The sequence below is a fragment of the Alcanivorax sp. IL2 genome (assembly GCF_047495475.1).
Classification (GTDB): domain Bacteria; phylum Pseudomonadota; class Gammaproteobacteria; order Pseudomonadales; family Alcanivoracaceae; genus Alcanivorax.
The window spans coordinates 2,124,257-2,147,267 of the sequence record NZ_CP179932.1; the positions used below are offsets into that span (position 1 = coordinate 2,124,257).

Annotated in this window: 20 protein-coding genes; 15 read left to right on the plus strand and 5 right to left on the minus strand. The window is 59.2% G+C overall.

Going from position 1 to position 23,011, the window contains the following annotated elements:
- Positions 1-11 precede the first annotated feature (11 nt).
- The 4 genes from ACMG4N_RS09940 (at position 12) to ACMG4N_RS09955 (ending at position 8,753) form a co-directional block, all read left to right on the plus strand.
- Positions 12-1,244: an NAD(P)/FAD-dependent oxidoreductase gene (locus ACMG4N_RS09940; RefSeq protein WP_414431496.1), complete on the plus strand. Its 1,233-nt coding sequence runs from the start codon at positions 12-14 to the stop codon at positions 1,242-1,244.
- The gene (locus ACMG4N_RS09945; RefSeq protein ID WP_414431497.1) at positions 1,241-3,853 is read left to right on the plus strand and encodes a molybdopterin-dependent oxidoreductase; all 2,613 of its coding nucleotides are present in this window, start codon (positions 1,241-1,243) and stop codon (positions 3,851-3,853) included. Before ACMG4N_RS09940 ends, ACMG4N_RS09945 begins: the two co-directional genes overlap by 4 nt.
- Before the next feature lie 328 nt (positions 3,854-4,181).
- Entirely contained in the window at positions 4,182-5,195 is a 1,014-nt protein-coding gene (locus ACMG4N_RS09950; RefSeq protein ID WP_297763073.1) for an alpha/beta hydrolase, read from the plus strand.
- A 177-nt stretch (positions 5,196-5,372) separates the two neighbouring features.
- Complete coding sequence (locus tag ACMG4N_RS09955; protein ID WP_414431499.1) at positions 5,373-8,753, plus strand: hypothetical protein; 3,381 nt, start codon at positions 5,373-5,375, stop codon at positions 8,751-8,753.
- A 359-nt stretch (positions 8,754-9,112) separates the two neighbouring features.
- On the opposite strand, the gene ACMG4N_RS09960 is transcribed toward ACMG4N_RS09955, so the two are convergent.
- Both ACMG4N_RS09960 and cobB read right to left on the minus strand, forming a co-directional pair.
- Entirely contained in the window at positions 9,113-10,186 is a 1,074-nt protein-coding gene (locus ACMG4N_RS09960; protein WP_297763079.1) for a 3-deoxy-7-phosphoheptulonate synthase, read from the minus strand.
- A 310-nt stretch (positions 10,187-10,496) separates the two neighbouring features.
- A complete protein-coding gene (gene cobB / locus ACMG4N_RS09965) occupies positions 10,497-11,207 on the minus strand; it encodes a Sir2 family NAD+-dependent deacetylase (protein WP_414431501.1) in 711 nt (236 codons plus the stop codon).
- Between the two features lie 33 nt (positions 11,208-11,240).
- On the opposite strand from cobB, the gene ACMG4N_RS09970 reads away from it, so the two are divergent.
- The 6 genes from ACMG4N_RS09970 (at position 11,241) to ACMG4N_RS09995 (ending at position 16,189) form a co-directional block, all read left to right on the plus strand.
- Entirely contained in the window at positions 11,241-11,615 is a 375-nt protein-coding gene (locus ACMG4N_RS09970) for a hypothetical protein (RefSeq protein WP_035244741.1), read from the plus strand.
- A 243-nt stretch (positions 11,616-11,858) separates the two neighbouring features.
- Positions 11,859-13,391 carry a GNAT family N-acetyltransferase gene (locus ACMG4N_RS09975; RefSeq protein ID WP_414431503.1) on the plus strand — a complete coding sequence of 511 codons (1,533 nt, stop codon included), beginning with the start codon at positions 11,859-11,861 and terminating at the stop codon, positions 13,389-13,391.
- Between the two features lie 331 nt (positions 13,392-13,722).
- Positions 13,723-14,181 (plus strand): hypothetical protein, encoded by a 459-nt coding sequence (locus tag ACMG4N_RS09980; RefSeq protein ID WP_414431504.1) that lies wholly within the window; start codon positions 13,723-13,725, stop codon positions 14,179-14,181.
- An 83-nt stretch (positions 14,182-14,264) separates the two neighbouring features.
- A complete protein-coding gene (locus ACMG4N_RS09985) occupies positions 14,265-14,762 on the plus strand; it encodes a hypothetical protein (protein WP_414431506.1) in 498 nt (165 codons plus the stop codon).
- Between the two features lie 67 nt (positions 14,763-14,829).
- Entirely contained in the window at positions 14,830-15,576 is a 747-nt protein-coding gene (locus ACMG4N_RS09990) for an endonuclease NucS domain-containing protein (protein WP_414431507.1), read from the plus strand.
- A gap of 214 nt (positions 15,577-15,790) precedes the next feature.
- Positions 15,791-16,189: a hypothetical protein gene (locus ACMG4N_RS09995; protein WP_414431508.1), complete on the plus strand. Its 399-nt coding sequence runs from the start codon at positions 15,791-15,793 to the stop codon at positions 16,187-16,189.
- Between the two features lie 76 nt (positions 16,190-16,265).
- On the opposite strand, the gene ACMG4N_RS10000 is transcribed toward ACMG4N_RS09995, so the two are convergent.
- Positions 16,266-16,481 (minus strand): hypothetical protein, encoded by a 216-nt coding sequence (locus ACMG4N_RS10000; protein ID WP_414431509.1) that lies wholly within the window; start codon positions 16,479-16,481, stop codon positions 16,266-16,268.
- Positions 16,482-16,750: 269 nt separating this feature from the next.
- Here ACMG4N_RS10000 and ACMG4N_RS10005 point away from each other — a divergent pair, with 269 nt between their 5' ends.
- From ACMG4N_RS10005 to ACMG4N_RS10020, 4 genes are all read left to right on the plus strand, one after another.
- Positions 16,751-17,602 carry a metal-dependent hydrolase gene (locus tag ACMG4N_RS10005; protein WP_414431511.1) on the plus strand — a complete coding sequence of 284 codons (852 nt, stop codon included), beginning with the start codon at positions 16,751-16,753 and terminating at the stop codon, positions 17,600-17,602.
- Positions 17,603-17,615: 13 nt separating this feature from the next.
- Entirely contained in the window at positions 17,616-19,130 is a 1,515-nt protein-coding gene (locus ACMG4N_RS10010) for a flavin-containing monooxygenase (protein WP_414431512.1), read from the plus strand.
- A 129-nt stretch (positions 19,131-19,259) separates the two neighbouring features.
- A complete protein-coding gene (locus ACMG4N_RS10015; protein WP_414431514.1) occupies positions 19,260-19,727 on the plus strand; it encodes a DUF3465 domain-containing protein in 468 nt (155 codons plus the stop codon).
- Positions 19,728-19,798: 71 nt separating this feature from the next.
- Positions 19,799-20,509 carry a pseudouridine synthase gene (locus tag ACMG4N_RS10020; RefSeq protein ID WP_414431515.1) on the plus strand — a complete coding sequence of 237 codons (711 nt, stop codon included), beginning with the start codon at positions 19,799-19,801 and terminating at the stop codon, positions 20,507-20,509.
- 157 nt (positions 20,510-20,666) lie between these two features.
- On the opposite strand, the gene ACMG4N_RS10025 is transcribed toward ACMG4N_RS10020, so the two are convergent.
- Positions 20,667-21,551 (minus strand): oxygenase MpaB family protein, encoded by an 885-nt coding sequence (locus ACMG4N_RS10025; RefSeq protein WP_414431517.1) that lies wholly within the window; start codon positions 21,549-21,551, stop codon positions 20,667-20,669.
- Between the two features lie 127 nt (positions 21,552-21,678).
- Positions 21,679-22,563: a LysR substrate-binding domain-containing protein gene (locus ACMG4N_RS10030; protein WP_335625886.1), complete on the minus strand. Its 885-nt coding sequence runs from the start codon at positions 22,561-22,563 to the stop codon at positions 21,679-21,681.
- A gap of 129 nt (positions 22,564-22,692) precedes the next feature.
- Here ACMG4N_RS10030 and ACMG4N_RS10035 point away from each other — a divergent pair, with 129 nt between their 5' ends.
- Complete coding sequence (locus ACMG4N_RS10035) at positions 22,693-22,893, plus strand: hypothetical protein (RefSeq protein WP_297763120.1); 201 nt, start codon at positions 22,693-22,695, stop codon at positions 22,891-22,893.
- The last annotated feature ends 118 nt before the right edge of the window (positions 22,894-23,011 follow it).

The window sequence follows — 23,011 nt, forward strand, 5'->3', positions numbered from 1 at the left end:
GCGATGTAGTAATGAAGCGACTGGTGGTAATTGGTAACGGCATGGCGGCGTGCCGCCTGCTGGAAGAGCTCACCAGCCTGGCACCGGATCTGTATCAGATCACGGTGGTGGGGGAGGAGCCCTTTGCCGGTTACAACCGGGTCATGCTGTCGCCACTGCTTTGTGGTGGCACGGATGAAAAGACCATCACCACCTATCCCCACCAGTGGTATCGCGAGCGGAGTATACGTCTGATTACCGGTTCCCCGGTGGTGGAGATTCATCGTCATCGCCGCCAGGTGATCACGGCGGCGGGGCATGTGCTTGAGTATGATCGTCTGCTGTTGGCCACCGGCGCGGCACCGCGTCAGTTGCCGGTGGACGGTGTGGCACTGAAGGGCGTCATGAGCTTTCGTGATCTGCATGACGTCAGGACATTATTGTCGCTGCCGGCAGCCCGGGTAGTGGTGGTGGGCGGCGGCTTTTTAGGGCTGGAAGCGGCCGATGCGCTGGTGAAACAGGGCCACGATGTGACGCTGGTGCACAGCCGTGGGCACCTGCTTAACCAGCAACTGGATGAAGCGGCAGGCCATCGCCTGCAACAGGATCTGGAAGCCAGGGGCCTGAAATTTGTCATGCAGGCGCGCACGCAGTCCATCGAAGACAACGGCCAGGGCGCGGTTGCGGCCGTCCACCTTGCCGATGGTCAGCGCTTGCCCGCGGATTATGTGGTGCAGGCAGTGGGCATTGTGCCCCGCGCCGAGCTGGCCGCCCGGGCTGGCCTCACCGTTAACCAGGGCATCCGCGTGGACGATACCCTGCAAACCTTCGACCCGGCCATCTACGCCATCGGCGAATGCGTAGAGCATCGCCAACGCACCTTCGGCCTGGTTGCACCCTTGTATGAGCAGGCATCCGTGTGTGCCAGCCACCTTGCCGAGCTGGGTCATCGCCGTTACCTGTATGCGGACAGTGCCACCCGCTTGAAAATTTCCGGTATTGATCTGGTGTCCTTCGGGGATTTCTCCGGAGAGGGGGACACCCTGCAGCTGGCGTTGCCCGGTGGTTATCGTCGCCTGCAAATTCGCGACAACCGCATCGTCGGCATGGTGCTGTATGGCGACGTGGCCGAAGCCCCTTTCTACGAAACCCTGTGGCGGAACCAGACCGACATCAGTGCGGTACGCGCCACCCTGTTACTGGGTGAGGCCTTCTGCAACCTGCCCGGCGATGGCGGCGACAAGCAGGAGGAAATTGCCGCATGAGTATTTGCACCACCTGTCCTTACTGTGGCGTCGGCTGTGGCATTAAAACCGATGGCATCGAACTGCAGGGTGACAAGCAGCACCCGGCCAATGCCGGGCGCCTGTGTGTGAAAGGCTCCTCGGTACTGGAAACCCTGGGCGATCAGGATCGCCTGTTGCAGCCGGAAGTGAATGGGCAAGTGGTGCCCTGGGATCGTGCCCTGGATGAAGTGGCCGACCGTTTCCGTCGTATCGTTGATGAACACGGCCCGGATGCGGTGGCATTCTATGTGTCCGGCCAGTTGCTCACCGAAGACTATTACGTGGCCAATAAACTCATGAAAGGGTTTATCGGCAGCGCCAATATCGATACCAACTCCCGCCTGTGCATGAGTAGCGCGGTGGTGGCCCACAAGCGCGCGTTTGGCGAAGACGTGGTGCCCGGCTGTTATGAAGATCTGGAGCTGGCGGACCTGGTGATTCTCACTGGCTCCAACACCGCCTGGGCGCACCCCATCGTTTATCAGCGCATCGCCGCCGCCAAACAAGCGCGCCCGGACATGAAAGTGGTGGTGATTGATCCCCGTCGCACCGCCACCTGTGATCTGGCCGATCTGCATCTTGCCATTCGCCCGGGGCAGGACGTACCCCTGTTTAATGGCCTGCTCACCTGGTTGGATGACCACAACGCCCTGGACCAGGATTACATCGACGCGCACACCGAAGGTTTTGATAGCACCTTGCACACAGCGCGCAAGCAGGGAAATGACTGGCACGCACTGGCCGAGCAGATGGGTGTCAGCCAGGTCGATCTGACCACCTTTTATCACTGGTTTGCCGCTTGCGAGCGTACCGTTACCGTGTTTTCCCAGGGCGTTAACCAGGCTCGCAACGGCTCCGATCAGGGCAATGCCATTATCAACGCCCACTTGGCCACGGGGCGGGTGGGCAAGCCCGGTGCCAGCCCGTTTTCCATCACCGGCCAGCCCAACGCCATGGGCGGTCGCGAAGTGGGGGGGCTTGCCAACCAGCTTGCCGTGCACCTGGATATCGATAACCCGGAACACCATGCCGCGGTGGCGGATTTCTGGCAGACCGAGACGTTGGCAACTGAAAATGGTCTCACCGCCGTGGACCTGTTCAATGCGGTGGAAAGCGGTCAGGTAAAAGCGGTGTGGATCATGGCCACCAACCCGGTGGATTCCCTGCCGGAAGCCGATCGGGTACGCCATGCGCTGATGGCCTGCGACACCGTGGTGGTGTCCGACTGCGTGGCCAGCGGCGATACCCTGGCCTGTGCCGATATTCGCCTGCCGGCCCTGGGCTGGGGGGAAAAATCCGGCATGGTCACCAACTCCGAACGGTGCGTATCCCGCCAGCGTCCTTTTGTGAAAGCCCCGGGCGACGCCAAGGCGGACTGGTGGATTGTCACCGAAGTGGCTCGGCGCATGGGCTACGACTACGCGTTTCCCTATCAGCACGAACACGAGATTTTTGCCGAGTACTCGGCGCTCACCGCATTGGCGGGCAGATTTGGCAAGCGGCTGGATATGACCGCGGCTGCGGACCTGAGCGCCGACCAGTATGAGCAGTGGCATCCACAACAGTGGCCGCTGCAAGGGGACCCTCGCTGCTTTGCTGACGGACACTTCGCCACAGCCAATGGCCGTGGCCGTTTTGTCGCCTGCGAGAATCCCAAAGTCCGCCAGATCGGCGATGCCTTCCCGATCATTCTCAACAGCGGCCGTATTCGTGACCAGTGGCACACCATGACGCGCACCGGCCGTGCCGGTCGCCTGTTTGCCCACCTGAGCGAACCCTTTGCCGCCTTGCACCCCAAGGATATTGAGCGTTACCGATTGAAGGAGGGTGGTTTCGTGCGCCTTTCCAGCAAGGTCGGTGACGCCCTGGTGCGGGTAACCAGCGATAGCGGGCAACGGCCCGGTACCGCTTTCATGCCCATGCACTGGACCGATCAGTTTTCTCGCCGTGCCCGGGTGGATGCCCTGGTACCGGCACGTCTGGATCCGCATTCCGGCCAGCCGGCGTTCAAACACACGCCGGTCAACGTCAGCGACTGGCAACCCCGCTGGCATGGCTGGTTGTTCACGGCGGCACCCCCGCCCGCCGTGGAGTACTGGGCCCGAGTTCCCGTTGATGCTTTTTTGCAGACGGGCCAGGTACAGCGCTATCGGCTGGCCGGCGATGCGGACCTAACCGAACAACAGCTTCACGACTGGATGCCCGAAGCCGCTCAGTGGTTGGCACTGAACGATCCCGCCAGCGGACATTTTCGTCGCGCCGCCCTGGACAGTGAGGGCCGATTGCTGGCCTGGCTGGCCATCGGCGAAGAGCTGCCGCTGTGCGATGTGGAATGGCTGGCAAACTGTTTTGCTGATGAAGCAGAAACCCAGCACCTGGCATTGCTCGCTGGCCAACCGGTGGATGCCGGCCCGGACTTGGGGCCGGTGATCTGCAGTTGCTTCCAGGTCCGCCAGAAAACTATCGAAGCCGCCGTAGAAGCGGGCGCCGACAGCGTGGAAGCCATCGGCAAAGGCTGCCAGGCAGGCACCAACTGCGGCTCCTGCATTCCGGAACTACGCGGCCTGCTGGAAACCTGCAGCGTTTGAGCATTCTCCAATCAGTGATCGAAACGTAGGGTGGGTTAGCCGCAGGCGTAACCCACCAATTCCCAATCTGGCCATGGTGGGTTACGCCTGCGGCTAACCCACCCTACACATTGATCGCCGATTTTTTTGTAGGAGCTATGCTTGCATGGCGAACGGATACTCGTCGCGCAGAGAGGCTGCTGGCAAATTAAGTGGTACAACAAAAATAAAAATGGAAGGCGATGCAGATCTGTTTCGCACGTTTCTACATTTCCCGCTTTCCTGTCACCTTGTCCCTATCACTATCAGCGCTTAGTCTCGAAGCATCGGTTTCGATGTGACGCAAGCCATGACGAGCAACAAGACAGATTATCCAGCATTGAGCTGGCAGGGCAGGGTCATCAACGCGGTGGCCAAGGGCATGGTGAAACCGGTTATCAGCCGGCTGAAATTTTCCCGCCGTTTCATGAAGTTTTCCCAGCTCGGTTTCGATGCTGTCACGTTGGCATTGCCGGTGCCGTCCGACGTGCATATCTCACGGGCCCAGGTGGGCGGGGTGCCCGGCGAATGGTTGATCACCGGGCGGCGCGTACGTAGCAACCGGGTGGTGTTGTACTTCCACGGCGGTGCCTATTTTTTCGGTTCGCCCCGTTCCCATCGAGCCGTTACCTGGCGGCTCAGCCATTACTGTCGCGCCAAGGTGCTGGCGCTGGATTACCGACAACCGCCGGACTGGGCCTACCCGGCGCCACTGGAAGATGCGGTGCGCGCTTACAAGGCATTGCTGGATACCGGCTACAGCAGTGAGCATATCGTCTTTGCCGGAGATTCCGCCGGCGGCAACCTGGCGCTGGTTACCATGCTGCGGTTACGGGAACTGAAACTGCCGTTACCCTCATCGGCGGTGCTGATCAGCCCCTGGGGTGACCTGTCCTGCTCCGGTGACAGCATCCGTGACAATGCAGACAAAGAACCCCTGATTCCCCTGGGGGCGCTGAACTTTGTCTCCGCGTCATACAGTCAGGGTTACGATCCCGCGTCCCCGATGATTTCACCGGTATTTGCCGACTTCACCGGCCTGCCGCCGTTGCTGGTGCAGGTGGGCAGCACCGAGCTGCTCTACAGTGATGCGATCCGTATTGCCGGGCAGGCAGAAAAGGCGGGCGTGGATTGCCAATTGCAGGTCTGGGAACGTATGCCCCATGTGTTTCATGCCCTGGCCGCCTGGCTCCCCGAGGCCGGCCTGGCGTTGCAGGAAATCGGGGCCTTTGTGCATGGCCATCTCAACGATCGTGATCGAGACAGTCATGTCCGCGCGCGGGCAACGGTGGTCGGCAGGCTGGATTCCGCAGGCAAAGTGTAAATTGTTATCAAAAGTAGCCCTGACCTGAGTTCAGACACGGTTCCGTAACGCTGGCTACGCTTGATTACAGTTGGCCAACTTCCTTGCTCTACAGCAGATTGCACATCCCTTCCATAGTCGCTGATGCCAGTCTCCGCTCGGAGACCATAACGACAAAGTACGATGGAGGGGTTCATCTTGGCTAATCAACTCAAACTTCTGGTAGGCAGCAGCGCCCTGGCGGCACTGCTGACGGCCTGTGGCGGTGGAGGCAGCAGCTCAGCGCCTGCCGACTCTGGCCCGGCCGCGCGCGCCCTGCCTCCAGAAATCGCAGAGATCATCGACGATCAGAACGAGCTGACCGATGCCTTGTGTCCTGGTGCGTCCGGTGATGCAGGGGAGGGCGGTTCCATTGACCCGGAAGCCTGTCTGGATGAAAGCGAAGACGCTGCCGAGGAAGATACCGGCTACGAGCTGTCGCTGAATCCGGTAGTACAGCAATTCTGCCCGGAAGCGGCACAGGTATTTGATGCCACCCTGACGTTCAATGGTGAAATGCTGGATCAGGATTTCATCTACGATACCGACAGCTCCTTTGACGGTAGCGCCACCTTCCCGGCGGCCTGTCTGCAGGAAGCGGCCGGTAACTTCCAGAACATCGGCGACATGATCGGTGGCTCCAACCCGCTGACCGAGCAACTGTGTCCGGAAGCGGCGGCGAATAGCCCGATTGATCCCGCGGCCTGCTTTACCGAAGCCGTTGGCGGCGGTGGCGACTTGCCCGGTGGCGATGGCGGTCTGCCCGGTTCTGACCAGCTACTTGCGCAGCTTTGCCCGGAAACCGGCGAACAGGAGCTGGGCCCGGAAACGCCAGTCAACTGTCTCAACGAAGCCAGCCGTGCCTACATGGACATCTACAACATGCTCACCGCCAGCAATCCGCTGACCGAGCAGATTTGTCCTGAAGATAATGCGGATGGTCGCATTGATCCGCCCCAGTGTTTTGCTGAAGCCCTGATGGGCGGTGGCATTCCAGGTGGTGGTGATGGCGGCGGTGGCGGCGACGGCGGTAGCAATCCGTTCGCGCCTGCCCTTGAGCAGTTCTGCCCGGAAACCGCCATGGCGGACCTTGGCCCATCCACCCCGATCGACTGCCTGGCGGAAGCTGGCGGTAACTTCCAGGACGTACAGGACCTGCTGCTGGGTTCCAACCCGCTGACAGAACAACTGTGCCCGGAAGCGGCGGCTAACAGCCCGATTGATCCCGCAGCCTGTTTCTCTGAAGCAGCCGGTGGCTTTGCCCCGGGTGGCGGTGGTCTGCCAGGTGCCGACGGCAACCCGCTGGAGCCGGTACTCGCGCAGTTCTGCCCGGAAACCTCCATGGCCGACCTGGGCCCGACGACCCCGATCGACTGTCTGACCGAAGCCGGTGGTAATTTCGGCGACGTGCAAGACCTGCTGCTGGGCTCCAACCCGCTGACCGAGCAACTGTGCCCGGAAGCGGCTGCCAACAGCCCGATCGATCCCGCTGCTTGCTTTGAAGAAGCCGCCGGTGGCTTTGCCCCGGGTGGCGGTGGTCTGCCGGGTGCCGATGGCAACCCGCTGGAGCCGGTACTGGCGCAGTTCTGCCCGGAAACCTCTGAAGCCGACCTGGGTCCGACGACTCCGATCGACTGCCTGACTGAAGCCGGTGGTAACTTCGGCGACGTGCAAGACCTGCTGCTGGGTTCCAACCCGCTGACCGAGCAACTGTGCCCGGAAGCAGCGGCGAACAGCCCGATTGATCCCGCAGCCTGCTTCGAAGAAGCAGCCGGTGGCTTTGCCCCGGGTGGCGGTGGTCTGCCAGGTGCTGACGGCAACCCGCTGGAGCCGGTACTGGCACAGTTCTGCCCGGAAACCTCTGAAGCCGACCTGGGTCCGACGACTCCGATCGACTGTCTGACTGAAGCCGGTGGTAACTTCGGCGACGTACAGGACCTGCTGCTGGGTTCCAACCCGCTGACAGAACAACTGTGCCCGGAAGCGGCGGCTAACAGCCCGATTGATCCCGCAGCCTGCTTCGAAGAAGCAGCCGGCGGCTTTGCCCCGGGTGGCGGTGGTCTGCCAGGTGCCGATGGCAACCCGCTGGAGCCGGTACTGGCGCAGTTCTGCCCGGAAACCTCCATGGCCGACCTGGGTCCGACGACTCCGATCGACTGTCTGACCGAAGCCGGTGGTAACTTCGGCGACGTACAGGACCTGCTGCTGGGCTCCAACCCGCTGACCGAGCAACTGTGCCCGGAAGCGGCGGCTAACAGCCCGATTGATCCCGCAGCCTGCTTCGAAGAAGCCGCCGGTGGCTTTGCCCCGGGTGGTGGTGGTCTGCCAGGTGCCGACGGCAATCCGCTGGAGCCGGTACTGGCGCAGTTCTGCCCGGAAACCTCTGGAGCCGACCTGGGTCCGACGACCCCCATCGACTGCCTGACCGAAGCCGGTGGTAACTTCGGTGACGTGCAGGACCTGCTGCTGGGTTCCAACCCGCTGACCGAGCAACTGTGCCCGGAAGCGGCGGCGAACAGCCCGATTGATCCTGCTGCCTGCTTCGAAGAAGCAGCCGGTGGCTTTGCCCCGGGTGGCGGTGGTCTGCCGGGTGCCGACGGCAACCCGCTGGAGCCGGTACTGGACCAGTTCTGCCCGGCGACGTCTGAAGCCGACCTGGGTCCGACCACCCCCATCGACTGTCTGACCGAAGCCGGTGGTAACTTCGGCGACGTGCAGGACTTGCTGCTGGGTTCCAACCCGCTGACCGAGCAACTGTGCCCGGAAGCAGCGGCGAACAGCCCGATTGATCCCGCAGCCTGCTTCATGGAAGCGGCCGGAGGTTTTGCGCCGGGTGGCGGTGGTCTGCCGGGTGCCGATGGCAACCCGCTGGGTCCAGTGCTGGAGCAGTTCTGCCCCAACACCTCTGATGCGGATCTGGGCCCGACCACGCCGATCGACTGCCTGACCGAAGCCGGTAACAGCTTCGGCAACGTGGAAGAGCTGCTGTTGGGTCCCAACCCACTGACCGAGGCGCTGTGCCCGGAAGCGGCGGCCAACGCGCCGATTGATCCGGCAGCCTGCTTCATGGAAGCGGCCGGTGGTGGTCTGCCCGGTGGCGGCGGTGGTGACAACCCGCTGGCCCCGCTGCTGGAGCAGTTCTGCCCGGAAACCGCTGCTGGTGCGATTGGTCCCACCACGCCCACTGACTGTCTGACCGAAGCCGGTGCCGGCCTTGCCGCTCTGGAAGAGCTGTTGGGCCCGCTGAGCGAGCCCAACCCGCTCACCGATCAGGTGTGCCCGGAAACCTCCGGAACCGGTACCGTGGATCCGACTCAGTGCTTCATCGAGTCCCTGGACAACGTGGAGCTACTCAACTCCGAGCAGATCGGTCTGCTGCCCGGCTGTCCGCTGCTGAGTGCCTTTAATGACGAAGGCAATCTGTCGCTGACTCTGGGTCTGGCTTGTCTGGCGAACCAGGAAACTGGAGAGGGCATCTCTCTGGAATCCGGCAACGCCCTGACGGATCTGTTCGACAGCCTGCTGGGTGGCTTGCTCTAAGCATCTACTCAGTACCGCAACATAAAAAAGCCCGGCCTTCGCGCCGGGCTTTTTTTATGGTCGCAAACACCGACGGATTACCAAGCGAAGGGTGCACTGAGCCTAAGGCGAACTGCACCATCAAACGCCGGATCGGTGCAGTTCGCCTTAGGCTCAGTGCACCCTACGCGGTCGGTGGCGACGGTCAGGGGGCAGATTGAAGGGAACCGTTTTATGGAAAAACCAACTGTAGGAGCCAGCCTGCTGGCGATCGATGCGCAACACCAGCAGATCGCCAGCAGGCTGGCTCCTACAGAGGATCAAAACCCTGGACACAAAAAAAGCCGCCATCAAGGCGGCTTTTTCGTATCAACCAGCGATCAGCCGTTGCGCTTGGGCAGTACGTCGCGCAGCTTGTCGGCCATGTCGCGAATGGCTTTCTCGGTAGTGTCCCAGGCGATACAGCCATCGGTAATCGACACGCCGTATTCCAGGTCGTCCAGATTCGCCGGGAGCTTCTGGTTACCGAATTTCAGATGCGATTCCACCATCAAGCCAACAATGGACTGGTTGCCTTCCAGAATCTGGTTGGAAATGTTCTCCATCACCAGCGGCTGCAGGCTCGGGTCCTTGTTGGAGTTGGAATGGGAGCAATCCACCATGATGTTGGTGGAGACGCCGGCTTTCTCCAGCGCTTGCTCAGCCAGCGCCACGGAAACGGAATCATAGTTCGGCTTGCCGCCGCCGCCACGCAGAACCACGTGGCCGTACTGGTTGCCCTTGGTGGTGGTCAGCGCCACGCGGCCTTCCGGATCGATGCCCAGGAAACGGTGCGGGTGCTTCACGCTGAGCATGGCATTCACCGCCACATCCAGGCTGCCGTCGGTGCCGTTCTTGAAGCCCACCGGGCTGGACAGACCGGAGGACATTTCCCGGTGGGTCTGGCTCTCGGTGGTACGGGCGCCGATGGCGTTCCAGGCGATCAAGTCCTGCACGTACTGTGGGGTGGTGGGGTCCAGCGCCTCAGTGGCGCTTGGCAGGCCCAGCTCGGCCACATCCAGCAGCAGTTTGCGGGCAATGTGCAGGCCGTCCTGCACCTTGAAGGAATCGTTCATGTAGGGGTCATTGATCAGCCCCTTCCAGCCCACCGTGGTACGGGGCTTTTCAAAATAGACGCGCAGCACCAGGTAGATGGTGTCCTTCACTTCCTCGGCCAGCGCCTTCAGCTTCTGCGCGTACTCCATGGCCGCCTTGGTGTCATGGATAGAGCAGGGGCCAATCACCACGAACAGACGGTGGTCCTTGCGGTCGAGGATATTACGGATCGTCTCGCGGCCCTCAATCACGGTCTGCAGGGCATTGTCGGAAAGCGGCAGCTCTGCCTTCAGCGCATTGGGGGTGATCAACACTTCCTGTGAAGCGATATTGAGATCGTCTACCTGTTTATCGGTCATGATGGTCTTTACTACCTGTCGTTGCTGGAGGCCCCGGGCCCCGTTCTATGGCGGGCGGCTCTGGCTGACACTCCTTTTGTAGAGGTGAAGCAGTCTAGCCCAATCAGGCGGTTATAGAAATATCACGGGGCCTGTCTGTGTCATAGGGTGGGGCAATGAAGGACGACCACCAGCTACTAGCTACGAGCTGCTAGCGACTAGGCGCGAGGTAGCGCCTGGGTTATGCATAGTCAGTGCCCGCGTTCAGGCCGAGCCCCCATGCCTGGCAGTGAACGGGTTGTTCTCGCAGCTAGAAGCTAGCAGCTCGTAGCTATAATGTTTTGATCAACGCTTCCACATACGCAGGCACCAGCTCCGTGGCCAGCCCATGCTTGTGCTCGGCAAAGGCGGTGAGCCGTTGCGAAGGCTCCAGGTTCAGCTCCACCGTATGCGCCCCGTGGCGGTTAGCTTCTTCCACAAAGCCCGCTGCCGGGTACACATTGCCGCTGGTGCCGATGCTGATAAAGCGGTCGCAGCGGGCCAGGGCCTGGTAGATGCGCTCCATTTCCAGGGGCATTTCCCCGAACCACACCACATGGGGGCGCAGGCAGCCCTTGGCGCCGCAGAGCGGGCAGGGCAGGGTCGGGGTCAGCTCGCCGGTCACCTCCACCAGGCCGCCGGAGGCCTGGCAGCGGCCCTTGAGCAATTCGCCGTGCATGTGAATCAGGTTGCGGCTGCCGGCCCGTTCGTGCAGGTTGTCGATGTTCTGGGTCACCAGCAGCACCTGGCCGGCGGGAAAGGCCTGTTCCAGCTTCGCCAGCGCCTGATGGGCCGCATTGGGCTTGATCGCGCCGCTGAGCAGCTGTTCACGGCGTTTGTTGTAGAAGGTCTGCACCAGGGTGGCATCGCGCAAAAACGCCTCTGGCGTGGCCACATCTTCCACCCGGTGGTTCTCCCACAGCCCGTCTGCGGCGCGGAATGTCTTGATACCGGATTCCGCCGAGATTCCCGCGCCGGTAAGTACTACAATGTTTTCAGCCATTTATCCGTCCGATTAGTCAGGATTATTTGTTTCATGGATACCATTATCGACCTACAGGAAAACCTCCCGTTGCCCCGGCGCGGCAATGTCACACTGCTGCATTTTCACCAGGGCATGGTACTGCTGGTGGGGGAGGATGCCGTGGGCCTGTACCGCGACCGCGTGGCCATCGACGACCCCCTGGCCAATGGTGTCATCGGCTATGAAACCATTCCACCCTCCCTGCAACCGGACTGGCAGGATGACTGCGGCTTTGTGAACGAGCATCAATCCGGCTATGTGGGTCTCAACGGCGGTGGCGTGATATTTATCCGTCCGGACGGCGTGGCGCTCTATCCCAGCGGCATGCATGCGTTGCAGAATCGGGACATGAGCTGGCTGATTCCCTTTCCGCCGCTTAATGCGTAAGACAGAAACAGGTCTATCCGCATACACTGCGCTGATACTGGCTCAAAAACTTTAAGACAGGTCCCCTCTCCCTTGAGGGGAGAGGGACAGGGACCAGCGAAGCGCAGAACAGCCGCAGGCTGGCCCGTAGGGTGAGCGAAGCGAATAAGGGTGCGACAAGCTTTCGGGTTCGCAGATGCCCGGACAATGCTTCCTTTTCCTTCGGGAACCAATAAGCTGCGCCGTATATATCAAGGAGCTGTTATGGCAGAAGAAACCACTCGCCTGCGTCTGCGCACCCTCACCGAAGAGGATTACCCCGCGCTGGCGCTTCTCATGAACCAGGTCTACCACGACATCGGCGGTGCCTGGCCGGAAGAGACCATCAAGACCCTGATCCGCATTTTCCCGGACGGGCAGTTGGTGATCGAAGACAACGGCGAGCTGGTGGCCACCGCGCTGACCATCAAGGTGAAATACGACCGGTTCTCCAACCCGCATCGCTACGAAGACCTGATCACCGACGACAAGGTGCAGTCCCACGACAAGAAGGGCGATGCGCTCTACGGTCTGGATGTGTTCGTGGACAAGGAATACCGGGGCTACCGCCTGGGCCGTCGGCTCTATGAAGCCCGCAAGGAACTGTGCCGCGAGGAAAACCTGCGCGCCATCCTTGCCGGTGGCCGACTGCCCGGCTATACCAACTATTCCGACCAGATGCCGGTCACCGAATACATCGAGCAGGTAGAAGCCCGCGCCATCTACGATCCTATCCTGTCGTTCCAGCTCTCCAACGGCTTCGACGTGAAACGTCTCATGAAAGCCTACCTGCCGGAAGACGAAGACTCCCACGGCTACGCCACCCTGCTGGAGTGGGACAACATCCTCTACGAACCAGAGGACGACGACGCCGAATGGCCGCGCCGTACCGTGGTGCGCGTGGGCGTGGTGCAGCGCCGCATGCGCGCCGCCCGCGACGTGCAGGACCTGCTCAACCAGGTGGAATTCTTCATCGATGCGCTATCGGATTATCGCGCCGACTTCGCCGTGCTACCGGAGTTCTTCAGCGCCCCCCTCATGGGCCTACGCCCGGAACTGAACTCCGTGGAAGCGGTGCGCTTCCTGGCCAGCTTCACCGACGAAGTGCGCGATGCCCTGGCCGACATGGCGGTGAGCTACAACATCAACATCGTTGGCGGCTCCATGCCCGTCATCGAAGACGAAAAAGTCTACAACGTGGCCTACCTGATGCGCCGCGACGGCTCCGTGGAAGCCCAATACAAGATCCACATCACCCCCCACGAACGTCGCGACTGGGTCATCCAGGGTGGCAACAAGCTGCAGGTATTCGACACCGATGCCGGCCGCGTGGGCATCCTGATCTGCTACGACGTGGAATTCCCCGAACTGGGCCGCGTCCTGGCCGACGAGAAGATGGACATCCTCTTCGTCCCATTCTGGACCGACACCAAAAACGGCTACCTGCGCGTGCGCCACTGCGCCCAGGCCCGCGCCATCGAAAACGAATGCTACGTGGCCATCGCCGGCTCCGTGGGCAACCTGCCACGGGTCGATGCCGTGGACATCCAGTACGCCCAGTCCTCGGTGTTTTCCCCCAGCGATTTCTACTTCCCCCACGATGCCATCATCAGTGAGTCGGTACCCAATACCGAAATGCTGATGTTTGCGGACGTGGACCTGGAAAAACTGAAACTGCTGCACCGGGAAGGGTCGGTGACCAACCTGCGCGATCGCCGCCACGACCTGTATAGCCTGGATTGGAAGAATAAAGGCTGATACCCACCAGGGCAGGGCCACTAGCCCTGCCTGCCTTCGCGCCTACGCGCACCGTAGGAGCGGCGCTTGAGCCGCGAACACCCCCGCCAAAATCGTACTCACGTCAGTCAGCTGTGCTTAAACAGGTGGGAAAAAATTACTCCCAGCGCCTACCAGAAAATACCGCCTTCCTCATATCACAATTGCCCGAAAAGACCGCCGTTGTAACCCGCTGAGATTTCTGCTTTTATCGGTCGGTATATAAATTTGATAAATGTGATATGAAGCCGGCGTGTTTATTGGATATTCCAGCCGGCTTCCTAGTACCTGTTAGCTACATGGAGGAATAGCATTGCCACTAGAAGCGGTAGCAATAGGCATAATATCGGGCCTATTTACCACGTTTATTGTCGTAGTAATCCAAAAGATTTGGGTCAGCGCGATAGAACCTTGGTATGAAGAACGCATATACAAAGACGCCAAGCTAGAGGGTGTCTGGGAAGGCGTATACCCCGGACTGGAGCTAAAAGAAATAATTACTCTGAAAAGAGTCGCGCATAGGGTCGACGGCGTTGTAGCTATCGTTGAAGGGCCTGATCAAGGAAAAACTTACGAAATTTCCGGAAGCTTTAAAAATTTAATTCTAACCGCAAACTATCACTCCGTAGACAGGAGAAGCCTTGATAGGGGCACATACACGCTAATGCTTAAGAACAACGGTACAAAGCTGGAAGGACACAGCGCGTTCTATGAGGATGAAAGCCATGAAGTTGTATCTGGTATTTGCGTCTGGACCCGAAAGAGTAGCTAACAAAGCCATCAAATATGCTCCCTGCGGTCGCCGGATCTCGTTTTACTCAGCCGTTTATGGCGGGCGTTACATGGAAAGAGTAAATGAATCACACTGAGAACTCATCATTTCGAGAAAAGCTCATAGAGCATCTTTTTATTGGGGAGCTACTAAAGCTCTCTTGGAAGAGTTCTAATTGCACGCTAGAGGTGGCCAGCCCAGAAGTCGATAATGCTGGCTACGATGTAATAGCAGAAGACAATGGAATAGTAAGGCATATACAACTAAAAGCCTCATACATTGGCGGTAGAACAGCTAACCAGAAAGTCCATACAAGACTTTCTGATAAGCCATCTGGGTGTGTTCTCTGGGTTTACTTTAACGAAGATACGTTAGAGCTTGGTCCATTCCTCTTCTTTGGGGCACAGCCAGGCGAACGACTTCCAGCCCTTGACGGGCTCAAAGTCGCAAAGCATAGCAAGGGCGATCAGGACGGATTTAAGGCTGAAAGGCCGAATATCAGAGTCCTTCCAAAGGGTAAATTCAGAAAATTTGAATATGTCGACGAAGTCTATGCGGCCTTGTTCGGTGCAACTACGTAACAAGACCATGCATGCGAATAGCGCGTGCATGGTGACGTTGGGTTGGGCGTCATAAGGAGAGAATTAAATGCCAGCGATGTACGACAAGCCTGTCCGAATTCTCATGCAGGAAATGATCCCCGCCCTTAAGCTTTCTCCAGGTGATACTTTCACCCGGGAACAAGCTGTCCAATGGTTCGCTGAAAATTATCCAAAGATTAAACAGGGCACTGTCGCTGCACACTTGGTCCGTCTCTCGACCAATGTGCCGACCAGACTGCAATATAGCGTTCGGCCAGATGGGTCGGATGATCATTTCTTCAAGATCGATAGCAGCACTTTTCGCCTATACGAACTAGGAAGAGACCCAACGCCGATCTCAGAATCCACCCCGGCCAGTGAAGAGCCAGCTGAAGCCACTTCAGAGGGAACTGGTCAGTTTGCTTATGAGCACGACCTTCGAGATTTCCTTGCTAGGAATCTTCAACTTCTTGAGCCAGGCCTTACTCTGTACACCGATGAAGGTATCACTGGTGTGGAATTTCCAGTCGGCGGCCGTTTCATCGATCTACTAGCTGTTGATTCATCTGGGAATTACGTCGTGATCGAGCTCAAGGTATCGAAGGGCTATGATCGGGTAGTCGGCCAGCTCCTTCGCTACGTGAACTGGATCAAGATCAATCAAGCTGACGAAGGTCAGAGCGTCAGAGGCGTGATCGTCGCAAAGAACATTAGTGAAGATCTTCGGCTCGCCTGTGCGGGCTTGCCAGATGTTGCATTGGCGGAATACGAATTGGCAGTGTCGATTAAACCAATTGCCGGGCTGAAGTCATGAGGCTCAACATTTCGTTGCAGTGGACATTGGCAGCTAGACAGTAAGGTCTTGCCAGTGCATTTCACAGAGCCCATCGACTCTTGGCGGTCAGGCTGTTCGCGCCTCGAGAGGCGCTCCTACAGCAGCTTCCCAAGCTGACGCATAAATGAGATTTTATTGTTCGTCGGTCAATTCCAATGAAATCAGAATAATCCTCAAAAACAGTGGAGAGACAATGAACACCAACCTGGTCAGAAACGGTTTTATCGCCGCCGCATTGATGAATATCGGCGGCGTCCTGCTTTTCTCCCGAGCCTTCACCAATGACGCCATCAATCAGGCTGATCCGGTGGTCATGTCCAACTTCGGGTTGCTGATGATCATGGTGTGGGGGCTGGCCTATCTGGGGGCGGCGTTTATCCAGGGCAATATCCGCTGGCTGGCAGCGGCCTTTGCCATCGAGAAGCTGGTGTATGTGGTGGTGTGGGGGCTGTGGATGTCGAACCATAGCCTTGGCGCGGTGTATGAGCAGGATCTGTTTGCCGGGGTTTTCTACAGCATCTACGGGCTCAATGATCTGGCCTTCATGCTGTTCTTTGGCTGGGTGTTCCTTTCGCAACGGTCCAACGGCTGATCAGATTCAGGGTTGGCGTTTTATCGGATGCAGACGTTGCCGTAGGGCTTGTCGGTTCGCGCCTCAAGCGGCGCTCCTACTGGATCTGCTCCAGCGCCTCCCGGGTCTTGGCGTTCTGCTTATCCGACAAGCGATTCACCTGGTCTTCGAAGGCCTTCAGCTCTTCCGCATTTCGAGGTGCCTTGACGGTGGTGCCGGCACCGTCGACGGTTGGGGTCGGTGTGCTTTTCAGTTGAGTCATGACCAGCCAGCCCACAGCGAGCAGGGCCAGCAGTAATCCAATCAAACGCATGTTGTTGTTTTCCTGATGGTTTGGTGTGGCCTCGACGATCTCAGCCTGGGAGCGAAGGGTCAATACGCTGCGGGTATGCGGTCTGATTGAGGTGATGTATGCGATATTTTTCCTGTCGTTAAGTAGACGGTATTTGCTGCTTTGTATTCTTCGGCCCGCCTGATTTGACCCATATCAACAAACCATAACATTAACCAATGTAACCATTGAGCCTGTCATCCACCTGGCCCTAGCATCCGATCAATCCGATCTGTTCAAGGGGCATGACAATGACAATTCAGGTTGATCCGGTACGCCGGAATCTCAAATTCGGGCTGCCCGCCGGTAAGGCATTGAGCTGGAATCCGGGCGGGCTGCATATCTCCCAGTTCTATAACACCCTGTCGATTTTCTTTCCGGCGGGGGAGCGCTTCTTTATCCAGAGCGTGCGCAACTATCGCCAGGAAATCACCGACCCGCACCTGAAGGAACAAGTCTCGGCCTTTATCGGCCAGGAGGGTTTCCACACCCGCGAGCATGAGGAATACAACGAAGCACTGGTGGCCGAGGGTATGCCTATCGAGGCCATGGATGCGGTGGTGGTGCGGTTGCTGGAGCTGGTGAAGAAGGCGCCGCGTTCCTTGCAACTGGCTGCCACGGTGGCACTGGAGCATCTGACCGCCGTGCTGGGGGACATGCTGCTGCGCAATACCGAATTGATGGAAGGGGTGGACCCGCATTACTCGGCGATCTGGCGCTGGCATGCCATTGAGGAAACCGAGCACAAGGCGGTGTGCTTCGATGCCTTCGAGCAGGTGGTGGGCAAGGGCATCAAGGCCTATGGCCTGCGTGTGGGCGCCTTTCTGTTGGCCAATGCGTTGTTCTGGAGCCTGTACCTGCCGTTCTACACGGTGATGGTGGCGAAGGGCGGCGGCCTGCTGAACCTGAAGGGCTGGTGGAAAGTTTTGAACCTGACGGTGGGGCGCCCGGGCGTGCTGCGCCGGGCACTGCCGGACTGGCTGGATTTCTTCCGCCCCGGCTTTCACCCCTGGATGCATGACAACCGGGAATTCCTGGACCAGGCCGAGGCACTGATGGACGAAGTGGCGGCCTTCGATGTGAACCGGCTGAAAGCCGCCTGAGGAGGACAGGGACATGACCAGTAAAGCGAAGATTTCAGCAAAGACGATTTCCGTGGATGTGGCCATCGTGGGCGCCGGTTTAGGCGGGCTTTGCATGGCGATTAAATTGCGTGAAGCGGGCAACGAGGATTTTGTGATCCTGGAAAAGGCTGCGGAAGTGGGCGGGGCCTGGTACTTCAATGGCTATCCGGGGGCGGCCTGCGATGTGCAGTCGCACCTGTATTCCTTTTCGTTCGCCGGCAAGGCGGACTGGAGCAAACGTTATGCGCCCCGGGATGAAATCGAGAACTACATTCTCGATACCGTGGAGCAATACAAGCTGCGGCCTTTTATCCAGTTCAACCAGGAAGTGAACGAAGCCCATTTCGATGAGACCACCGGGCGTTGGACGATACGCACCGCCTCGGGCATGACCATCGATTGCCGCCACTTTGTGCTGGCCTCCGGCCCGTTGCATGTGCCGAACGTGCCCAACATCAAAGGGCTCAAGCGCTTCAAGGGCAAGGTGATGCATTCCGCCGAGTGGGATCATGGCTATGATCTGGTGGGCAAGAAGGTGGTGTCCATCGGCACCGGTGGCAGCGCCATTCAGTACTGCCCGGAAATTGCGCCCAAGGTGAAAAAATTGTCCGTGTTCCAGCGCAGCGCAGCCTGGGTAATTCCCCGGGATGAGCGCGGTTACTGGGGGATTCAACAACGCCTGTTCAAGCGCTTCCCGGCACTACGCAAACTGCACCGGGCGCGGCTGTACTGGAGCAATGAATCACGGGTGGCACCGGCCTCCAGCCCGAAGGCCGCGCAACTGCTGGGTGCCTTGTGCAAGCAATTCATCCGCCTGCAAGTGAAAGACAAGGCCCTGGTGAAAAAGCTGACGCCGGATTACACCTTCGGCTGCAAGCGGGTGCTGATTTCCAACAAGTGGTACCCCATGTTCAACCGCGACAATGTGGAGCTGGTTACCGCCGGGATCCGCGAGGTGAAAGCCAACAGCGTGGTCACCGACGACGGGGTAGAACATGACGCGGATTGCATCATTCTCGGTACCGGCTTTGTGGTGGACCCGCGCATCTACATGAAAGATTTCCCGCTCACCGGTTTGCCGGGCCATGACCTGCACAAGGACTGGGCCAAGTCCGCGGAAGCGCATTACGGGGTTACCGTGAGTGGCTACCCGAACCTGTACATGCTGGTGGGGCCGAACACGGGCCTGGGCCATAATTCGATTCTGTTCATGATCGAGTGTCAGGTGAAATACATCCTGCAATGCATGGCGCTGCTGCGTGAGGAAGGCGCGGATTATCTGGATGTGAAACCGAAAGCCCAGGAAGCCTTTAATGCCAACGTGCAGCGCCGTCTGCAGGGCACCACCTGGACCTCTGGTTGCACCAGCTGGTACCAACAGGACGATGGCAAGAACTTCGCCCTGTGGCCGGGCTCCACCTGGCGCTACTGGCTGGAAACCCGCAACGTGCGCTCCACGGATTATGACTTTGTGTGTGCGAATGCCGAGGAAACCGTGGAAGCCTGACGGTGTGTTGAGTGGATGGCTAAAAGGAAGGGGCAGCCTGGGCTGCCCCTTTTTTTGTGTATGGGGTGTCTGGCATTGCGGATGGCTTGTGGTAAAAAAGGGGGGAATAAACAGGTCAGAGAGAAGTCGATGAAAAAAATGGTCCCGGTTATCGCTGCAGCCGTGACAGTGCTGGCACTGTACGGGCTGGATAACCTTCGTGACGACAGCGCCGTCAGCCAGGCTCCCACTCAGGCGCCACAAACGACATCGGCCGCGGTTGCCGGTGATCAGGTTATTCAGGCGGCCTATGAAAACCGGCAAAGCGATGTCCAGGTGGAAGGCGCCGGTCGGGTGGTCAAGGTACTGCCGGATGATAACGAAGGCAGCCGCCACCAGAAATTCATTCTTGAGCTCGCCTCTGGCCAGACCCTTCTGATCGCCCATAACATCGATCTGGCGCCACGGATTCCAGACTTGCGTGAGGGCGAGAGCGTCAGCTTCTTCGGCGAGTACGAGTGGAATGAGCGGGGTGGGGTGATCCACTGGACCCACGATGATCCGCAAGGGCGCCACGTGGATGGCTGGCTGAAACATGATGGCAAAACCTTTCAGTAGCTTGCCGATGTGGCTTTCCACTCCTGCGGGCGGGAGATTGTATTCTCTGCGCCGCGCTCTATGATTCCGCCATGACTTCCCGATACCACCGCCTGGACCGTTTTCTCAGCAACCGCCTGCAAATCAGCCGCAGTAATCTGCGGCTGTCGCTGGCGGCCGGGCGCGTGCAGGTTAATGGCAAGGTGGAGCGTGACCGACAGCGACGGATCGGCCCGTTTGATGTGGTGGTTTGCGATGGTGAGATTCTGCAGGCAAACCGGCCTCGTTATCTGATGATCAACAAGCCTGCCGCGGTGGTCAGCGCTACCCGTGATGATCATCACCCTACGGTGCTGGAGCTGCTGTCGGAGGATCAGCGTGAAGGGCTGCATCTGGCCGGGCGGCTGGATTTCAATTCCACCGGCCTGGTGCTGCTGACCAATGATGGCGACTGGTCCCGGCAGTTGAGTCTGCCGGAGAATCAGGTGAGTAAGCATTATCGGGTGACGGTGGAGAAGCCGTTAGCCGAAGAGTACGTGGCTGCGTTCGCCGAGGGTATGTGGTTCGAGTACGAGGGCATTACGACGCGCCCGGCTACGCTGAAGATCCGCAGCCGTTTCGAGGCTGACGTGTGGCTGTGCGAAGGCCGCTATCATCAGATCAAGCGCATGTTCGGGCGGTTTGATAACAAGGTGCTGACGCTGCATCGGCTGGCGATTGGTAATCTGGTGCTGGATGACACCTTGAAACCGGGTGAATGGCGTGAGCTTACGGCGCTAAAGGTTTCCTCGATTTTTTCATAAGGGATCGGCGCCACAGATTGCGTAGGGTGCACTGAGCCTAAGGCGAACTGCACCACCAAACGCCGGTCCGGTGCAGTTCGCCTTAGGCTCAGTGCACCCTACGTTTTGGAAAGCCGTGGGGGTTTGCGGTCTCTTTCATTCTAATCCGCGAAGCCCCTTAAACCAGCGGCTTGCCTTTCTTCAGGCGCCGGCGGAAATCCCACAGCACCAGGTTGTAGGGGGCCTGCCGGATCACACGCGGAAGCAGCAGACTGATGCGGCCAATGGTGCGCACGGTACGCTCGAAACGCCGCTGTTTTTTGTCATTCCATTCCAGCTGCATTTGCTCACGAATCTCGGCTGGCAGGAAACCGGTGGTCACAAACCGGTTGAAATGCCCCAACAGAAACCGGGTTGGCGAGCTGAGGAATGACAGGTCGGCAATCATCATCAGATACTGGCGGATGCGCTCGTCGATGTGCAGCTTCTGCAGACCTTCCTGCCAGTAGGCGTCAAACGCCTCAAGGTCTTTCGGCCAGGTATCCTGCCGCACTTGCAGCGTGGTCCCCAGCGGGTGGGCCAGCTGGTAAAAGGTTTCCTGTTCCTGCTGGCTCATTGGCCCATGCAGTTTCTGGTGAGTGTCCACGAAACCCCAGTAGAGACAGGCGGCGACCCACATCTGCAGGTTTTCATCGAAGGCGTTGTATTTCACCGGTGAGTCTTCGGTGGAGTGTACCTGGGCATGGGAGCGATTCACTGCCCTGCGGTAGGCCAGCTTCTCTTCACTGGTGCCCATCATGGCGACGGCCAGGTAGGTGAAGGTGGTGCGTGAGCGCTTGATCGGATGATGCAGTATCGAGCCACTTTCCACCCGGCTTTCCGCCACCCCATAGCCCACCGCAGGCAGGGCCAGTTGCAGGATGATGTTGGCGCCACCGGCCAACAGCATCGCGCCATCGAAGATACCGGGGAATTGCTGGTCCAGTTCCCTGGCGGTGAGGGGAGTGGGCCAGTCGTGTTCCAGTCGGGCCTGGCGGCTTTCCAGATTGGCTTGAGCTGTCATTGTTTTTCTGTCCTCGCAGTCAGCGTGGTGGTTCATACGCTTGTTTCATTTCATGCTAGCGAGGAGTGCGCCATCAAACAATGAGACAAAATTAATTATTTGTATCATTGTGGCTTTTTCTGACCGGCTATAGCCGTAGTGCTCGAAAAACCGCTCGCACATGGCCGGCGAGCACATGGGTGGCAGAGCCTTCTTCACCCCGATAAAGCATGGCGATCTGGTAATCGCCCAGTTCGGGTAACTGGTATTCATCGCCCAGTTGCTGCAGGGGAGGCTGGATCAGGCTGAGGGGGAAGGGGCCGATGGCCAGGTCCGCCTGCATGGCGGCTTCCTGCCCGGCGCAGTGTTCGCTGGTGTAAGCAACCCGGTAGCGGTGATCGCTGCGGTCCAGGGCTTCCAGGGCCACCTTGCGCCAGGGGCAGCCCTGGCTGGCCAGCGCCAGGGGCAGGGGAGTCTGGCTGACGGCGATGCCGCCCTGGGCGCCGGCCCACACCAGCGGTTCGCTATGCACTACTTCCCCCCGTGCCGGACGGGCCTGCTTACCGGTGGTGACCATAATCAGATCCAGCTTGCCGGCATCCAGCTGCTTGAGCATGTCGGCGCTGCGACCGACAATCACATTCACCTGTACCGCCGGATGGGAGCGGGAAAACTGGGTCAGTACCTGGGGCAGGATACGGGTGCCGATATCGTCCGGGGTACCCAGTCGTACCGTGCCTTCCAGCTCCGGAGCGGTGAAATGGCTGATGGCCTCCTGGTTCAGTTTCAGCAGGCGTCGGGCATAGCCGAGCATGGCTTCGCCCTCGGCCGTGAGACTCACCCGGCGGGCTTCGCGCAGGAACAGACGCTGGCCTACCTGTTGTTCCAGTCGCTTGATCTGCATGCTCAGGGCAGAGGGGGTGCGGAACACTTCGGCGGCGGCCTGGGTGAAGCTTTCGGTCTCGGCGATGGCCACGAAGCTGCGCAGGATTTCCGTGTCCAGCAGGGGCTGAAGTGGGCTGTCCGGTGGCATGTTTCACCTTTCAGAAAAATTGAACGATAGGTAAAGATCTTTTCGATTTACTGATAGTAAACCCGATTGCATCATGGAGGCCAATCACAGCCCAGCCACTCCACAACGTTCTCGAACAGGGAGGAGACCATGAAACGCAATGACCCCCAGACACTGGAAGCTCCCCAGCGGATTCAGTCCCGCAAGCCGGATCTTTCGATGCCGCCGATCCCGTCGCTGGCATTGATGGATGAGCTGGACTATCGCATTCGTCTGGCCTGGTATCGCCTGCGCAAGAATCGCGCGGAGCGGCGAGCCCGGGTGATCCAGCGGCTGCAGCGTCCGGTCTGAGTCTGCCACTCGTAGGCAGTGCCTTGTGGGGCTTGTATGACCAGGGGCTGCCCAGCCTCTGGTCTTTCGCGATGTGAAACATCGCTTCCCTCAAGCCCACAAGGTTCAATTACCTGCC

Coding starts and splice junctions, on each gene's coding strand:
- ACMG4N_RS09940 (WP_414431496.1), top strand. CDS start 12: ATGAAGCGACTGGTGGTAATTGGTAACGGCATGGCGGCGTGCCGCCTG.
- ACMG4N_RS09945 (WP_414431497.1), top strand. CDS start 1,241: ATGAGTATTTGCACCACCTGTCCTTACTGTGGCGTCGGCTGTGGCATT.
- ACMG4N_RS09950 (WP_297763073.1), top strand. CDS start 4,182: ATGACGAGCAACAAGACAGATTATCCAGCATTGAGCTGGCAGGGCAGG.
- ACMG4N_RS09960 (WP_297763079.1), bottom strand. CDS start 10,186: ATGACCGATAAACAGGTAGACGATCTCAATATCGCTTCACAGGAAGTG.
- cobB (WP_414431501.1), bottom strand. CDS start 11,207: ATGGCTGAAAACATTGTAGTACTTACCGGCGCGGGAATCTCGGCGGAA.
- ACMG4N_RS09970 (WP_035244741.1), top strand. CDS start 11,241: ATGGATACCATTATCGACCTACAGGAAAACCTCCCGTTGCCCCGGCGC.
- ACMG4N_RS09975 (WP_414431503.1), top strand. CDS start 11,859: ATGGCAGAAGAAACCACTCGCCTGCGTCTGCGCACCCTCACCGAAGAG.
- ACMG4N_RS09985 (WP_414431506.1), top strand. CDS start 14,265: ATGAATCACACTGAGAACTCATCATTTCGAGAAAAGCTCATAGAGCAT.
- ACMG4N_RS09990 (WP_414431507.1), top strand. CDS start 14,830: ATGCCAGCGATGTACGACAAGCCTGTCCGAATTCTCATGCAGGAAATG.
- ACMG4N_RS09995 (WP_414431508.1), top strand. CDS start 15,791: ATGAACACCAACCTGGTCAGAAACGGTTTTATCGCCGCCGCATTGATG.
- ACMG4N_RS10000 (WP_414431509.1), bottom strand. CDS start 16,481: ATGCGTTTGATTGGATTACTGCTGGCCCTGCTCGCTGTGGGCTGGCTG.
- ACMG4N_RS10005 (WP_414431511.1), top strand. CDS start 16,751: ATGACAATTCAGGTTGATCCGGTACGCCGGAATCTCAAATTCGGGCTG.
- ACMG4N_RS10010 (WP_414431512.1), top strand. CDS start 17,616: ATGACCAGTAAAGCGAAGATTTCAGCAAAGACGATTTCCGTGGATGTG.
- ACMG4N_RS10015 (WP_414431514.1), top strand. CDS start 19,260: ATGAAAAAAATGGTCCCGGTTATCGCTGCAGCCGTGACAGTGCTGGCA.
- ACMG4N_RS10020 (WP_414431515.1), top strand. CDS start 19,799: ATGACTTCCCGATACCACCGCCTGGACCGTTTTCTCAGCAACCGCCTG.
- ACMG4N_RS10025 (WP_414431517.1), bottom strand. CDS start 21,551: ATGACAGCTCAAGCCAATCTGGAAAGCCGCCAGGCCCGACTGGAACAC.
- ACMG4N_RS10030 (WP_335625886.1), bottom strand. CDS start 22,563: ATGCCACCGGACAGCCCACTTCAGCCCCTGCTGGACACGGAAATCCTG.
- ACMG4N_RS10035 (WP_297763120.1), top strand. CDS start 22,693: ATGAAACGCAATGACCCCCAGACACTGGAAGCTCCCCAGCGGATTCAG.